Annotated in this window: 16 protein-coding genes and 1 pseudogene; 16 read left to right on the plus strand and 1 reads right to left on the minus strand. The window is 35.1% G+C overall.

Going from position 1 to position 16,372, the window contains the following annotated elements:
- Window positions 1–106: 106 nt before the first annotated feature.
- Window positions 107–1,137: pseudogene (locus KTQ83_RS12325) on the plus strand (tyrosine-type recombinase/integrase).
- Between the two features lie 159 nt (window positions 1,138–1,296).
- Here the strand turns inward: KTQ83_RS12325 and ltrA are convergent.
- Window positions 1,297–2,595, minus strand: a complete 1,299-nt coding sequence (gene ltrA, locus KTQ83_RS08770; protein ID WP_217256139.1) for a group II intron reverse transcriptase/maturase — start codon at window positions 2,593–2,595, stop codon at window positions 1,297–1,299.
- Between the two features lie 647 nt (window positions 2,596–3,242).
- On the opposite strand from ltrA, the gene tnpA (KTQ83_RS08775) reads away from it, so the two are divergent.
- The 15 genes from tnpA (KTQ83_RS08775) to tnpA (KTQ83_RS08845) form a co-directional block, all read left to right on the plus strand.
- Window positions 3,243–3,545, plus strand: a complete 303-nt coding sequence (gene tnpA / locus KTQ83_RS08775; protein WP_217256140.1) for an IS66 family insertion sequence element accessory protein TnpA — start codon at window positions 3,243–3,245, stop codon at window positions 3,543–3,545.
- Window positions 3,530–3,865: an IS66 family insertion sequence element accessory protein TnpB gene (gene tnpB / locus KTQ83_RS08780; protein ID WP_217256141.1), complete on the plus strand. Its 336-nt coding sequence runs from the start codon at window positions 3,530–3,532 to the stop codon at window positions 3,863–3,865. Before tnpA (KTQ83_RS08775) ends, tnpB begins: the two co-directional genes overlap by 16 nt.
- A gap of 91 nt (window positions 3,866–3,956) precedes the next feature.
- Window positions 3,957–4,094 (plus strand): hypothetical protein, encoded by a 138-nt coding sequence (locus KTQ83_RS08785; protein WP_217256142.1) that lies wholly within the window; start codon window positions 3,957–3,959, stop codon window positions 4,092–4,094.
- On the plus strand, window positions 4,075–4,356 hold the full coding sequence (locus tag KTQ83_RS08790) for a hypothetical protein (RefSeq protein WP_117926491.1): 282 nt from the start codon (window positions 4,075–4,077) through the stop codon (window positions 4,354–4,356). The genes KTQ83_RS08785 and KTQ83_RS08790 overlap by 20 nt, the downstream gene beginning before the upstream one ends.
- A gap of 10 nt (window positions 4,357–4,366) precedes the next feature.
- Window positions 4,367–5,422, plus strand: a complete 1,056-nt coding sequence (gene tnpC, locus KTQ83_RS08795) for an IS66 family transposase (RefSeq protein WP_217256143.1) — start codon at window positions 4,367–4,369, stop codon at window positions 5,420–5,422.
- 413 nt (window positions 5,423–5,835) lie between these two features.
- Window positions 5,836–7,929, plus strand: a complete 2,094-nt coding sequence (priA, locus tag KTQ83_RS08800; protein ID WP_217256144.1) for a replication restart helicase PriA — start codon at window positions 5,836–5,838, stop codon at window positions 7,927–7,929.
- A 1-nt stretch (window position 7,930) separates the two neighbouring features.
- Window positions 7,931–9,124: a 16S rRNA (cytosine(967)-C(5))-methyltransferase RsmB gene (gene rsmB, locus KTQ83_RS08805; RefSeq protein WP_217256145.1), complete on the plus strand. Its 1,194-nt coding sequence runs from the start codon at window positions 7,931–7,933 to the stop codon at window positions 9,122–9,124.
- Window positions 9,125–9,155: 31 nt separating this feature from the next.
- On the plus strand, window positions 9,156–10,199 hold the full coding sequence (gene rlmN, locus KTQ83_RS08810; RefSeq protein WP_117926486.1) for a dual-specificity RNA methyltransferase RlmN: 1,044 nt from the start codon (window positions 9,156–9,158) through the stop codon (window positions 10,197–10,199).
- Between the two features lie 4 nt (window positions 10,200–10,203).
- The gene (locus KTQ83_RS08815; protein WP_117926485.1) at window positions 10,204–10,941 is read left to right on the plus strand and encodes a Stp1/IreP family PP2C-type Ser/Thr phosphatase; all 738 of its coding nucleotides are present in this window, start codon (window positions 10,204–10,206) and stop codon (window positions 10,939–10,941) included.
- Between the two features lie 8 nt (window positions 10,942–10,949).
- On the plus strand, window positions 10,950–12,614 hold the full coding sequence (pknB, locus tag KTQ83_RS08820; protein WP_425331031.1) for a Stk1 family PASTA domain-containing Ser/Thr kinase: 1,665 nt from the start codon (window positions 10,950–10,952) through the stop codon (window positions 12,612–12,614).
- Window position 12,615: 1 nt separating this feature from the next.
- Window positions 12,616–13,470 carry a ribosome small subunit-dependent GTPase A gene (rsgA, locus tag KTQ83_RS08825; RefSeq protein WP_342367251.1) on the plus strand — a complete coding sequence of 285 codons (855 nt, stop codon included), beginning with the start codon at window positions 12,616–12,618 and terminating at the stop codon, window positions 13,468–13,470.
- A complete protein-coding gene (gene rpe, locus KTQ83_RS08830; RefSeq protein ID WP_217256148.1) occupies window positions 13,467–14,126 on the plus strand; it encodes a ribulose-phosphate 3-epimerase in 660 nt (219 codons plus the stop codon). The genes rsgA and rpe overlap by 4 nt, the downstream gene beginning before the upstream one ends.
- On the plus strand, window positions 14,127–14,720 hold the full coding sequence (locus KTQ83_RS08835; RefSeq protein ID WP_217256149.1) for a thiamine diphosphokinase: 594 nt from the start codon (window positions 14,127–14,129) through the stop codon (window positions 14,718–14,720). It abuts the gene before it with no gap.
- A gap of 3 nt (window positions 14,721–14,723) precedes the next feature.
- On the plus strand, window positions 14,724–15,989 hold the full coding sequence (locus tag KTQ83_RS08840) for a hypothetical protein (protein WP_217256150.1): 1,266 nt from the start codon (window positions 14,724–14,726) through the stop codon (window positions 15,987–15,989).
- 157 nt (window positions 15,990–16,146) lie between these two features.
- Window positions 16,147–16,372 (plus strand): IS200/IS605 family transposase (tnpA, locus tag KTQ83_RS08845; RefSeq protein WP_217256151.1); only part of this gene is annotated, 226 nt, incomplete at its 3' end.

Here is a 16,372-nt window from a genome sequence, read left to right on the forward strand (position 1 = left end):
TACCACTGGTGTAAATTTTCTCTTTTTGACTAGTCCTATTTATATGCTAACATCAAAAAGCTATTGATTGGGAAAAGATGGAATCGATTATTCCAGAGGTATCGCAATGAAAAAGAAAGAACTAAAATATTTTAAAACAATTCGAGATTACTTTGAAATTTTTTTGCCGAATCAAAAAGGAGCAAGCTACCATACTATCAAGAATTATAAGATTTGTATGAATCAATTCTTAGATTTCGCTAAAGATTATTTGGGTATCAAACTCAGAGACTTTGATTTTAATGATACGACTATTGAACTTGTTGAATCATTTCTTGAATATGGAGAAAACGAATATCACTGGTCAGCTCAAACAAGAAATTTAAAATTAGCTGCAATAAGATCATTCTACAAGTATTCAGCTAATCACGATATAACGTTAATTGATATTTACCTAAAACTTATGACAATTCCAATAAAATCAGTAACTAAAGGAACTGTTATTGATTTCTTCAGTGAGAAAGAATTAGAACTTCTTCTTAACCAACCTAACCAATCAAATATTAAAGATAGAAGAAACCTCGCAATGATGATTACTTTATACGACACAGGAGCTCGAATACAGGAATTATTAAACATAAGAATAAAAGATATCTCGTTAGAATCATCTCCACATATTGCTATCTACGGAAAAGGAAAAAAATGCGCATAGTTCCAATAATGGATAAAACCGTCAAACATCTTAAAAGATATTTGGACGATTATGATTTAAATAGCGACGATTATGTCTTTTTTACACTTCATCATGGAGAACGAACAAAAATGAATCCTGATACAGTCCAAAAATTAATCGATCGATATTGTATCATGGCCAATAATGTTGATTCAAAATTTCCAAGGCATATATATTGCCATATGTTTCGCCATTCTAGAGCCATGCATCTTTATCGTAATGGTATGCCTCTTCCTTTGGTATCTGAATGGTTAGGTCATGCACAAATTAATACCACTAGAGAATTTTATGCCAACGCTGATACCGAAATGAAGCGGAAGGCTATCAATGCAGCTTTACCTGTGATTAATATCATAGATAGTAGCGCTAATAATTATGACTTTGATGATGAAGAACTTTTAAAGAAACTATACTCACTTAAATAAAAAATTATCCCGAATTTTACTTGATTTTCTATAGTGAAAACCTGTTTTTCGGGATAATACATAATTCGGGATAAGTGGTGTTATCCAGAATTATGGATAATTGAACCGTACGTACGGGTCTCGTATACGGCTCTACATTTATATCGAAACTATAAAGAATCACAAAATCTCAAGATAGTAAATAAGGGGATTGACCAAACCTGGCCTATCTCCTTTCTTTATGCCTAGAACAGTGGGAGAAAGAAGAAAATTCACAATATTCCCAGTACTTCTCCTATACCATCCAAGTCTAGAGTTAGCACATTTAAATATGTCATCATGCGTGAATTTACATCTACATGCTATATTTAGTTTCATAAGATTCTTGTATATAGTCCTTGGTCTTTTCCATTGTTTAATGATAATACATCTCACTTTATGGCGTAACCATTGACCAAATTCTTCCAAGAACACTTTGATCCTTGAAATTTTAAAGTATTGTATCCACCCTCTAATCATTTGATTCAATTTCTTAAATGTAACTGATAGCGGTCTTGAAACCGCGTGTTTTCTTTCCAAATATTTTTGGATATTTGAGTAAAGACGCTTCTTCCTATCTTTAGTAGGAGTACATTTCCATACTGTTTTAGCTTTGTAAAATGTAAAACCAAGAAATTGACCTTTAGTTGGTCTAACCACTTTAGTTTTTGTTGCACTAACCTTCAAAAATAGTTTTCTTTCTAGCCACGATGTCACTGATTTCATTACACGGTTTGCACTCATTTCGCTTTTAACGAAAATGATACAATCGTCGGCGTACCTAGCGAAGCGAAGATTTCTAGATTCTAATTCTTTATCAAACTTGTCTAAATAGATGTTTGAAAGGATTACACTAATCGGACCTCCTTGTGGGGTTCCAATGGTTGAACTTCTTACAAGTCCTTTATCCAAAACTCCTGCTTGCAGATAAGCTCGTATCAAATGTAATGTTCTACTATCATTGACACGCTCTCTTAAGATTGAAATTAATTTATCATGATTTACTGTGTCGAAGAATTTCTCAATATCCAGGTCAACAATCCATTCATATCCGGCATTTAAATATCCAAGCACTTCCCCCATTGCCATATGTGCACTACGATTTGGTCTAAAACCATAACTGTGGTCACTAAATATTGGCTCATAGATTTCACTTAGTACCTGTAACATAGCTTGTTGGATTACTCGGTCTACAACAGTTGGTATTCCTAGTGGTCTTTGTTTACCATTAGGTTTAGGAATATAGACTCTTTTGACGGGCATAGGTTTGTATTGTTTATTCAAAATTTTGGAAATAAGTTCTTCTTTATATTGATTAAACCATTCCTCAACCTCTTGCACAGTCATTTTGTCCACTCCTGGCGCGCCTTTGTTCTTCTTGACCTTGCGGATTGCTTTCTGTAGATTTTCTTCACTTAAAATCTTTTCAATCAATTCCATTTGCTGCTCCTCCTTCTATTTGTAAATTTATTTAGAAACATCCCAATTACCTTTGCCATCTATGGTTACGTTCCATAGTAATAGGCTATTCTCATATTCGGACTATCCAAACATTGCTAATAGAGATTTGCACTCTATAAACGTTTCAGTCCTTCAGTAATACTACCTACTATGACTTCATCTGAATTCTCATGGTTAACCTTTTTCGCTACAAGGGTACTATCACTGATTTTAAAGTTTACTAGAATTCCTTGTCCATGAGACCTCCCGGGGTAAGACATGAGCCCTTTTTCTTTCACAACGTCTTGATTTACTGTCTTGGTTTTACGTTTACCTTTTGGACTTCGATTTGATTAGCAATCTCATCCACCATTTAGCCTAATCAAGTTTCTGTACGTGCGCTCAAAAGAATCGCTACACCACTTCCTTCACCCATGACATCACTGTCAACGGCTTGTGGTCCACTACACTTGGCGGTAACTACCTGTGGTTGGTTTATCTCCAACTGAACTCATGCCATGCCCGGCACACTAAATCAAATGCCTAGAGACAAGCTCTAGGCGTTTTTCTTGTAAGCGTCAAATAGGCCCATATTAAAATAACGATCTCTTTGTGAAATAATAGAACCACAAGGAGGTCGTATTTTTATGCCAGGTACTTCAAAAGCGGAATGGATGCATATATTCGCAGATCAAGAATCTAACGAATTGAGCGTTTCTCAGTATTGTAAGCTTCATGGTATATCTGACAAAGCATTCTACAATGCAAAGAGCAGATATAAAAGGGCTACTGAAGAACCTTCTCTTGTAGCTGTTGAAGTGAATGATGATATTGGATCTTCAAACACTGGATGCATCCGTTTTAAATTAAATGGTATGCGTTTTGAATTTAATGTATCTGTTCCAGACAAGGATATACAAAGAATCATAAAAATATGTTTGTCGTTATGATTAGTTTTGATGATATTCCAGAGATCTATATTGTAAAGAATGTTATAGATCTGAGAAAAGAAATTGATGGATATGCATCTATCGTTCAGGATGCGTTGTTCGTATTCTGCAACAAACATAGAAATAAAATAAAGTGTATGTACTGGGATGGAAATGGATTCTGGCTTCTGTATAAAAGGCTTGAAAAAGAGCATTTTCAGTTTCCAATTCGTGATGATGGCATAGCTACAATAACGAAGCAGCAATTGAGATGGCTTCTTGAAGGTTTAAGGATGGAACAGAAAAAAACTTTTGAAAACAAGTTATATAAATACGCATAAAACGCTTTATTTACAGTCTTTTTATGCGCATTTGTGGTATAATACATACGTATGGTAAATGTCGAAGATATTAATAAATTACAAGAAAAGTTTGAAAAACGGCCGTGAAGAGCTGAAGGAATATGCGATTGGAGAAACGATTTCTAAAATGACATATCTGGATCAGCTTGTATCCATGAAAAGAAGTAAGTTTGGCTCAACTTCTGAAAATGCTTCCCTTATTCAATGAAATCGAAAAGATACTTGATAATGTGAATCCGGATGATTTATTGGAGCCTGAGGTCAAAAGCACAAAAAAAGGCAAGAAGAGAAAGCCAAAATCAAAAGAGAATGATTATTCAGATTTGGAAATAAAAGAAACAATTCATCATTCAATAAAAGACAGATCATGTCCAGAATGTGGTTCTTTGATGAAAGAGTTAAAGCCAACGATTTCGTATGAGTTAAAATACAAACCATTTTGTCTTATTGAAGGCAGCGTAGGCATATAATAAATATGTTTTGGGAACACCACTATATAGACAAGAACAGGATCTAAACAGGCAAAATATATGCATCAATCGTCAAAATATGAGCAACTGGATGATGCAGTGCTCAAATGATTATCTGGAATATGTATTCGATCAGATGTGTGACGACTTTAAAAAGCTGGAGACTGTACATTTGGATGAAACACCACTTCAAATCATTGAAGACTGTAAGGACGGTCGAAAAAAGGGATATGTGTGGATGGGAATGAGCGGAACATTCGAAACCATTCAGATGGCGCTGTTCTTCAGTCCAGGAAATCGGAAATATGAAAATGCGACGATGATTCTTGGAGAAGACAGTCACGCCATAGCTCACAGTGATGGATACGAAGCATATCATAAGGATATTTGTCTGATGGTTGTAGGATGCATGTCGCATGTACGAAGAAAGTTCGTAGAAGCACAGAAAGCATCCATTGGAGAAAAAGAAATTCGAAAGCTTTCCACAAGAGAAGAAAGGATCGAATATCTTGATAGCCATCCTGGATATAAAAATATTCTGATAGCGATCCATTATATAAACAAACTGTTCAAAATTGAAGAAACATTGAAAAAAGAAGGTTCAACACCAACCGAACGCTATAAGAGACGTCAGGAAGAGTCGTTACCTATATTCAATGAGTTTTTTGTGTACCTTCATGAAATAGAAGGTCGATACCTGCCAAAAGGAAAAATGGGATCAGCAATCAGTTATACATTCCATAAAGAAGAGTATCTAAGAAATTTCTTTAAAGACGGTCGGTGTGAATTAAGCAACAATCTAGCTGAACAAAGAATCAAACCATTCGTAATAGCCAGAAAGAATTTCTTGTTTTCAAATACAAAAAAAGGAGCTAAAGCAAGTACCATATATTTAAGTTTGATAGAATTCGCAAAAATAAATAAACTAAATCCATATAAATATCTGGAATATGTGTTGGATATATTGAGCACCAAAGGATTATCAAATGAAATCATAAATAGTGTGTTGCCGTACTCTAAACAGCTGCCAAAGAACCTATATGTAAAAAAGAATAGATCCGATTGACAATGACATTGTATCATTTCAAAGCGAATCTTTTAATTTGTCGAATAAATTTTGTGTGCTAATTCTTGATCTGCAAAATCAACAATGAGGATACCATAATTCTTTTTTTGCAAATCATAGTCCTTTAAGTGTGCGTTATTATTCTTTGCGTAGTTTTTTTGGATGACCAATCTTACCTTTACCACTCGTGGACGTAAAATTTAAATAGAATGTAGAATCATTGGACATAGAGTTTTCTTAACAATATTCGATGGCTTGTATCTTATTTTCTACATCATAATTATAACTTGATTATTACGACACGGGCAGAGAAATTATTGGATAAAAGTATAAAAACACCATTTTGGTGCTTTTGGCGAAATATTCTAAAATAAATATAAATGTCAAATCCAGAATGATGTTATAATAGATGCATGCTGATTAATGTATATGTAGAATACAATCGCCTACGCAATACCTTTACATATTCTTGTGATTGTCATGTTGAAGTTGGTTGTCGAGTCCGTGTTGAATTCAACAATCGTACACTTGTAGGATTTGTCGAAGAAGTAGATGTAGAAAGCGATTTTAAAAATATTAAGCCTGTCATTGAAGTCATAGATGAAAAGCCATTATTAAATAACGAATTAAAGGTATTGGCAAATTATATGGCTGATTTTTATGCCAGTTCGAAAGTGACTTGTTATAAAACAATGCTGCCACCAGCTCTTCGTCCTTCTAGTAAGCATTCAAAAATTATCTATGAAGATTATGCGATATTAAATGATTCTGATTTACCATTAACATCAAGACAAAAAGAAGTGCTTCATAGTTTTACCTATCCATGCAAGATGAGTGAACTTAGAAAAGTAAGTCCATCCATCACAAAGGTTTTATTAGATAAAGGTTATATTATTCTTGAAAAAAGAATTAAGGATTCTAATACATGTATAAGTGAAATTGCGGATGTTACACATTCTTTAACTTCTGAGCAAGTGTCGGCGATTGAAACCATTCAAAACACCAATAAAACGGTCTCTTTACTTCATGGCGTGACTGGTTCTGGTAAAACCGAAGTCTTTTTGCGATTGGCAGAAAATGTATTGTCGACTGGAAAACAAGTTCTATTTCTTGTTCCTGAAATAGGTTTAACACCGATGATGATACAAAGAGTGCAGGCGCGCTTTAAACAAAAGATTGCGATTTATCATTCAGGATTGAATGCGCAAGAAAAGCTAGAACAATATAATTTAGTAAAAGATCATAAAGTCGATATCGTTGTAGGTACGCGGAGTGCTTGTTTTATGCCGTTTTCTTCTTTAGGCTTGATTTTAATGGATGAAGAACACGATTCTAGCTACAAACAAGATAATACACCACGCTATCATACGCGCGATATTGTCTTATTTCGTGCGGCCTATCATAAGTGTAAAGTCGTATTGGCAAGTGCGACACCTTCTTTAGAATCGTACGCAAGAGCTTATAAGAACGTCTATGAATTGATTGAACTTAAAAATCGCATTCATGAAATGCCGGAAATTTGTTTGATAGATATGAAAAAGGAAAGAATCACAAACGGCTTATCTGAAACATTGCTTCAAGCTATTCATGAGCGTCTTTCTAAAAATGAACAAGTGATCTTGCTTTTAAATCGAAGAGGCTATTTACCCATTGTTCGCTGTAGTGATTGTGGTCATGTACGCATATGTCCAGATTGTGGTGTGGCTTTAACCTACCACAAAAATCAAAATGCCTTGGTATGTCATTGTTGTGGAAGACAATTTCCATTTATGGAAGAATGTCCAAGCTGTCATTCTAAGAACTATTTTAAAGCCGGTATGGGAACTGAGCGTTTGGAAGAACAGATTCTAGAAATCTTTAAGAATCATCATGTCGTTCGTATGGATGCAGATAGTACACGAAAAAAGAATGCTCATGAAAAGTTGTTAAGAGAATTTGAAGAGTCTGGAGATCTATTAATCGGTACGCAAATGGTGGCTAAAGGCTTGGATTTTGAAAGAGTGACTTTAGTTGGAATTTTAAATGCGGATGCCACGCTTTGTCGAAATGACTACAGGGCTAGTGAGACAGCGTATGAAATGTTAGAACAGGCGAGTGGAAGAAGTGGTCGTGGAAAGCTAAAAGGACAAGTTATGATTCAAACATTTGATTCGGATCATTTTGTGATGCGATGTGTTCAAATGCATGATTATAAGATGTTTTTTAATCAAGAAATGCGCTATCGCCATTTAGGGATGTATCCACCCTATGTGTATTTATGTACCTTAGTATTTACACATTTTGATTTGCAGGAAGCCTATAAAATGGCGCGTGTTGCGAAATCGTATTTTACTTCTTTGCGCGTATTGGGTCCGATTGAAATTCGTATGCAACAAAAGAAGCATCGTGTGCGCTTGATTCTAAAATCAAAGGACGATCAATTATTACACAAAATTGTGCGAAATTATTTGGATGAAACAAAATATGTTGTGGATGTGAATATGCATCCAATTATGATGGAGGAATAGAATGAGAAAATGGATATGGAAAGCCTTAGATGAAGTTGTGAATAAAAAAGTCTATTCCAATTTATATTTAAGAAATCATTTACAGGAAGTGGATGAAAAAGATCGTGCATTGGCTACACGCATTTTTTATGGAACCATTCAAAATTATCGTTATTGTAAAGAATGCTGGTCAAAGTATGTGAAGAATAAATTACACCCTAAAATGGATGTGTTATTGACAATGAGTACATATCAGTTGTTGTTTTTGGATAAAGTCCCAAGCTATGCGATTGTCAATGATGCGGTCAATATTGCCAAAAAGATCAATGTGAAATATGCGGGTTTGACAAATGCTGTATTGCATAAGGTCAAACCGATTGAAACGGACAATGTAGCCTTAAAGTATTCATTGCCCGATTGGCTTTATAAGATGTGGGCTTCTCAATATGGACAAGAAAAAGCTTTGATGATGGCAAGGGCAAGTGTAAATATATTACCCATGTATGTTCGTCGAAATACATTAATGACTAGTGAAGCTGATTTTGATTTTGATACGTTTGTTTGTGTTCAAGATCCATTATATATTTATACAGGTAATGATTATTTTCATCATGACTACTATCAAAAAGGTTATATGAGTGCCCAAGATGAGGGGAGTTTTGCGATTGCAAAATTTGTTGATCCTAAGGAAAATGAAAGGATTCTAGACTGTTGTGCAGCTCCAGGAACAAAGACTATGGCCATGGCCGAAAGGATGCATAATCAAGGTCATATTGATTCGTATGATTTGCATGCACATCGTAAAGAATTGATTGATAGTGATGCCAAACGCTTAGGCATTGATATTGTACATGCAGGTGTACAAGATGCGACAACATTTAAAAGTTCTGTGTTATATGATCGTATCTTATGTGATGTTCCATGTTCAGGCTATGGCGTATTATCTAGAAAACCCGATATTAAATTACACATGGTTCCTGAAGATATGGATTCGTTGATTCCGTTGCAGTATTCTATTCTGAATAATGTATGTCAATATGTAAAGGTGGGGGGAGTCTTAGTCTATTCCACTTGTACGATGAATAAAAAAGAGAATGAAAAACAAATTGAGAAATTTTTGAGTGCGCACGAAGAGTTTTGTCTTGTGGATGAAAAAACCATTTTTAGTGATACAAGACAAGATGGCTTCTATATGGCAAAACTAGTGCGTAAATGATATAATGAACGGTAGAAATTGAGGTGCTATTTTGGAAAGTTTATACAATTTAAATTATGATCAAATGTGCGAATATGCCCTAGATCACGGATGGAAATCGTATCGTGGACATCAGATCTTTCAATGGTTGTATCGCAATCGTGTATTTGACATTGATGAAATGAGCAATGTATCAAAGGAAACAAGAGAAATCTTAAAGAAAGATTTTATTGTGAATCCTTTAGAGTTAATAAAAAAACAAGTTTCACATGATGGAACAACAAAATTCTTGTTTAAAACAAGTGATGGTGCACTACTTGAAAGTGTTATGATGGTCTTTGACTATGGTCGCAGTGTTTGTGTTTCCAGCCAGGTTGGCTGCAACATGGGCTGTGCATTTTGTGCGAGTGGCTTGACAAAGAAAAAAAGAGATCTAACAAGTGGTGAAATGGTTGCCCAGGTTATGTATGTTCAAAAAGAATTGGATAAAGATAACTTGCGCCTTTCACATATTGTTGTCATGGGTACAGGAGAACCTTTTGATAACTATGATAATGTCATGAATTTTTTGGCAACAGTAAACCATGATCGTGGTTTAGGTATTGGTTCTAGACATATTACGATTTCAACTTGTGGCATTGTTCCAAGAATCTACGATTTTGCCAATGAACATACACAATACAATTTAGCCATTAGTTTACATGCGCCAAATGATGAATTGCGTGATAAATTAATGCCAGTTAACCATGCATATCCATTAAAAGAGTTGATGGAAGCTGTTAAGTATTATGGTCAGGAAAACAATCGTCGTTTGACTTTTGAATATATTTTATTAAATGGTGTTAATGATCGTCCTGAACATGCCAAACAATTATCAAAGCTTCTTCATGGAATGAATGCATATGTCAACTTAATTCCATACAATGCGGTAGATGAAAAGGGCTTTAAATCGGTAAGCCACGACGAAGCTATGGTTTTTTATGATTTGTTGATGAAGAATCATGTTCGTTGCACGATTCGAAAAGAACATGGTAACGATATCGATGCGGCTTGTGGACAATTAAGAATCAAAGAAATTAAAAAGGAAGGAATTTAGGCGGATGAAAGTTTTTGCGAATACAGATGTAGGTCTTGTAAGACAATTAAATGAAGATGATTATTGCATCGCTCATAATGCCAATGATGAATGGATGGCCATTGTCTGTGATGGTATTGGTGGTGCAAAAGCAGGAGAAGTGGCGAGTCATACAGCGGTAATGACTATGTATGAAGCATTTATGAAGTCTCCTGTATTTGAAAAAGATCGTCAAGTTGACAACTGGATTCGTGAAAATTTAAATCAGGCGAATGATTTCATTTATTCAAAAAGCTTAAAGAATTTCAATGAAAGAGGTATGGGGACTACGGCAGTGGGTGTCATCAAAGCTCATATTGGGACGTTTATTTTTAATGTGGGAGACTCAAGAATCTATGCGGATTATAATAATGAACTGATTCAAATGAGTGAAGATCATAGTGTCATTGCCCAATTATTAAAAGAGGGTAAGATCACTTTAGATGAAGCAAAGTCTCATCCACAAAAAAATACATTAACAAATGCCTTAGGCGTATGGCATGTTTTCCGTATTGATATCAATAAGATTGAAAATACATATAAATATTTGTTGGTTTCAAGTGATGGATTACATGGATATGTTGAAAAGAAAGTGATTTCGGATATTGTACATGACTCGAGTCTTTCTTTACAGGAAAAAACGGAAACATTGATTGCCAGAGCTAATCAATCAGGTGGTTATGATAACTGCACAGTTATCTTAATGGAGAATGATGGAGAATAATAACTATGATGATGGAACAAATAGCGAACCGCTATGAGATCTTGTCTTTGATTGGTCAGGGTGGAATGGCGGATGTCTATAAGGCAAAGGATACGATATTAAATCGTATTGTGGCAATCAAAGTTCTGCGTGATAAATTAAGTGGGGATGCGATGGCATTAGTGCGCTTTCAGCGTGAGGCAAGTGCAGCGAGTCGTTTATCACATCCAAATGTTGTAGATATATATGATGTTGGTGAATATGAAGGTATGCACTATATTGTCATGGAATATATTCGTGGTCGAACTTTAAAAGATTTGATAGCACAGCGCGGAGCTTTAGGTGTGGATGAGGCCATTGCCATTATGAAACAATTGATCAGTGCAATTGATCACGCGCACGATCATAATATTATTCATCGTGATATCAAACCGCAAAATGTGTTGGTAAAAGACGATGGAACGATTAAAATTACAGATTTTGGGATTGCGGTAGCCCATGGTTCTGTACAGCTAACGTTTAATAATACGGTTATGGGTTCAGCCCATTATTTAGCGCCAGAAACAACACAGGGTAAAGAACCAAATGCACAAGTGGATATCTATTCATTGGGTATTGTATTCTATGAATTGTTAACGGGGCACGTTCCTTTTACAGGAAAGACACCGACAGAGATTGCGATCAAGCATTTGCGTAAACCAATGCCTTATGTGCGTGATTTCAATCCGGATATTCCACAGTCTGTTGAAAATATCATTTTAAAGGCGACCGCAAAAAATTTAGATGACCGTTATGTATCTTGTAAAGAAATGCTTTATGATTTAATGCATTGCATGGATATAGAATATCGTGATATGAAGCGTATCAAGGTGGATGCAAGTTCGAATAAAGAATTGATGAAATATGATAATGGGCATATTGATTTTGAAGATGAAGAGTCTGAAAAAGAAGAGAAGAAAAAACCAAATTGGATTCCAGCTGTCATGATTAGTGCTGCTGTTGTGATTTCTATTGTTGTACTTGTACTCATTGCCAGCATTACAGGCATAATTAAGATTAGTGGCTTTCTGGGCTATCAAACAATGCCGAATGTAGTGGATTTGACACCAGATGAGGCCATTGATGTGTTGCAGAATGCGCATTTTAACACTTCAAGAGTAACGTATGTTTATAAGGCGAATGATAAGTATGAAAAGGGAAAAGTCATTAAATCTTCTTATAAAGAGGGTGAAGTGATTTTAAATGATGCGAAAATTGTTTTAACCGTTTCTAAAGGATCTACCTATTTAATACCAGACTTTACAGATGGCTCGTATTCGCAGGCTGCTTATGAATTAGCAAAGAATTGTCCAAATGTGCAGATTGAAGTTGAACATGAAGGCTCAAAAGATATGGATCCAGGTATTGTTTTACAACAAAAGGGTTTAACGCCAGGAAAACGTATTGATCCAGACAGTAAGGAAACTATTACTTTTGTGGTAAGTACCTATCCTTCGATTGTGATTCCTTCGGACTTGATTGGTCAAGACGTATTGGATGCCAAAGATGAATTGAATGATTTAGGAATTGCGGTTGTCTTAAGTCATATTGAAAATGGGCAGGGCAGCAATAAGGTCATAAGTGTATCGCCAGATGTTGGAACTGAATATATACAGGAAGGAACAAACAGTGTTGTGACACTGTATTATGATTAATATGCAGAAAGGAAGAATTATAAAAATAATTTCGAATCAATATACGATTCAAAATGAAAAAGAAGAAATCATTGCCAAACCAAGAGGTAAAATGCGCCAGCATGAAGCGCCAGTCGTCGGGGATTTTGTCGAATATGAAAAGATTGAGGATTCATATCGTATTCATAAAGTTCTTTCACGAACAAATCGTCTTTTAAGACCGGCCATAGCCAATGTAGATCAAGCTTTGATTGTCACAAGTTTAAAAGATCCGGACTATTCTTGTCACTTACTAAACCGTTTGATCTTCTTAGTAGGCTTAGCAGGTGTCAAACCGGTGATTTGTGTGACCAAACTTGATTTATTGGATCGTCCCGAAGAAATTTTGGCGGATCTTGAAAAATATAAAAAGGCGGGATATGATGTGGTTTTCTCAAATCCTGGTAGTGATGACAAAGAATTACAGGAAATCTTAAATGGAAAAGTGTCTGTTTTATGTGGTCAGTCGGGTGCGGGTAAAAGTTCTTTATTGAACCGTCTAAATCCTGATTTTGAATTACAGACACAAGCCATCTCTAAAGCTTTGGGTCGTGGTAAACATACTACACGCTATTGCCAGTTACACCATGTGTGTGATGGCTTGGTGGCGGATACGCCTGGATTTTCAAGCTTAGATTTTACAAGATTAGATACTTCGTATTTAGATGCGTGTATTCTAGATTTTAAACCATACATTCATACTTGTCGGTTTAAAGATTGTAGGCACTTGAATGAGCCGGATTGTAAGATCAAAGAGGCTGTTGAAAATGGAGAAATCAATCCATCTGTTTATGAGGATTATAAAAATATTATGGAAGAAAGAGGTAAAAAACTATGAATTCAATTGTGATTGCACCTTCAATTTTATCTTTGGATTATGCCAATGTGAGTGCACAATTAGAAATTTTAAAAGAATCTAAAGCAGAGTGGTTACACTTTGATGTGATGGACGGTCATTTCGTACCGAATTTAACGTTTGGACCTGATATTTTAAGAGGCTTTAAAAAGGCTTGTCCATTATTTATGGATGTGCATTTAATGGTAGAAGACCCAGAAACATACGCACCTATCTTTATTAAAAATGGTGCGGATCTAGTAACTTTCCATACAGAAGCTTTGAATAATGATTTGACTCGTATTCAGAAGTTATTGGATGAAATTCATGGTTTGGGTGCGAAAGGTGGTATTGTCGTAAAACCAAATACAGCCATTGAACCTTTTGAAAGTGTACTCGAATCTTGTGATCTTGTCTTAATTATGAGTGTTGAGCCTGGTTTTGGTGGCCAGAAATTTATGGCCGACATGCTTAAAAAAGTAGAGTGGTTAAAAGAAAAGCGTGAAGCATTGAACCTTTCATATCGTATCGAAATTGATGGTGGTATCAACCAGGATACGTTTAGATTGGCGTTAAATGCAGGTTGCGACACATTGGTTGCGGGAAGCTACGTATTTAAAAATGACATTGCTAAAACAATTGAAGGTATGCTTGAATAAATGACTTGTGCGGTTTTAATTACACCACTCGTTGATGTTGTGCCAAAAATTGAAAATTGTGATTATATAGGTGTTGATGCTGGTGCATTAAAAATTATAGATCAAGGTTTTCCAATTAAAATGGCAGTGGGAGACTTTGATTCTTTAAGTGAAGAGGATTTTAAACGAATCACGTGTCCAATTGAAAGACATCCCATTATGAAGGATGAAACGGATTCAGAGCTTGCGATTCGTTTATGTAAAGATTATGATACGATCTATTTATATGGGGGCATGCAAGGAAGAATCGATCATACGATTGCGAATATTCGCTTGGCGATGTATCGTTTTCAAAATGTAGTGTTAATCGATGAGCACCAAAGAATATCTGTTATGAATGTAGGCGTTCATGAAATCGATGATTCGTATCATCATATTTCATTTTATCCTATTCAAGAGGGTGTGCTTTCTTTATCGGGATTTTTATATCCATTAGATAAAAGACGGATTCATATCGAAGAAATATATACGACAAGTAATTCTTTAACAGAGAAAAAGGGAATTGTTCGTGTGGATGAAGGTAGCTTTTTATGTGTACAATCCAACTGGAGGTAGTCTATGTTCTATGATGTAGCTATGAACTTTGTGATTGGAACCATATTAATGGTTGCGGGAGCCATCATGATATGGATTCCCAATCGTATTTTTACAGGGATCTTAATCGCATCTATTGTATTTTTATGTGTCAATGGCGTAGTTTTAATTATTCGCTTTGTAAAGAATAAAATGAATAAAGATTTTTTCTTTTCCATATTATCCTTTGTGTTTATGTTTTTCTTAATGAACTTTCGGTATCTTCCACAATGGATCTTGAGAGTAAACTTTGGCGGATATTGTATTCTTTGTGGATTTGCCTGTTTTGTTCAGCTTGTGATTAATCAAATCAATCACATTAAAAGAAACTTCTTTAACTTTGTGTTTAGCTTTATTTACATTTTCTTTGGCTTTTATTTGTTATTGAATCCAGACTTTCATACAGATCTTTTAATGCGTGCTTTTGGCATTTACTTTATGATCTTAGGTATGCGTTATTTTGGGGATGGATATGAAGGAATCAATCCTTTAACGAAATATAAATGGAAACGAAAAGTAAGAATCACACTTCCGGCTTTTCTTTGTGCTTTCGTTCCAGATGCGGCTTTGACAAGTGTCAACCGGTATTTAGAGGAGGGTAAGCCTGAAGATTTAAATACGTATAAGAAGGATGAGGTTGTTCGCTTAAAGGTGATTGTCCATGTCGGGCCCAAGGGCTTTCAAAAGGTTGGTCACATCTGTTTTGCGTATGATGATATTGTCTATAGTTATGGAAATTATGATAGTGACTCCTTTCATTTAAATCAAACGATTGGGGATGGCATTTTCTTTATGGTGCCACTCGAAAAATACATTCCGAATATGATTTCGGCAGAGAATAATTCCATTTTTGAATATGGTGTTTATACAACATCGAAACAGAATGCATTGATTGAAAAAGAGATTGAAAAAATTCGTCAGAATGGCTATCGTTGGTATACAAAGATTGAAAAAGAAGATGGATATGATCGTTTTAGTGAATATGAAATGGATTATCCAAGTCGCCTACATTATCGTACGGGAGCAAAGTTATATAAGGTCAAGAGTGGTAAATTTCATATTTACTGGGCTTTAGGTGATAATTGTGCATCTTTTACCGATTTGGTTTTGGGAACGTTAGGTGCGGATGTATTGAGTATACGCGGTATTATTAGTCCAGGAACGTATTTGGATTGGCTTCAAAAAGAGTATTTGAAAAAGAACAGTCCAGTTGTATTTAGGTGTATATATAAGGAATGGGATAGCGAGTGATGAATGGATATTTTTATAATGCAATCTAAGAACATTCATAACTTTAGTCATGAGATGAATTAGATATACATATGTTCGATAAATAATTTAAAAATAAATGATAAATATAGTGCTTTAATCATATACATATGTTATAATATAGATGAGGTAAAAACATATGGAAGTTGTTAAAGGAAGAGGCTATGTCTATTCTATACAGTATCATATTGTATGGTGTGTAAAGTATCGTCGTGATGTCTTGAATGGACAGGTCGCAATAAAATTAAAAGAGCTGCTGACCCAGATTTCAAAGGATAATGGTTTTCAAATTCTAGAAATGACTATAGAGGAAGATCATATCCATATGCTGATCAATTGTACGCCGCAGCACTACATTCCAAATA

The organism is Holdemanella porci (genome assembly GCF_019052655.1).
GTDB lineage: Bacteria > Bacillota_I > Bacilli_A > Erysipelotrichales > Erysipelotrichaceae > Holdemanella > Holdemanella hominis.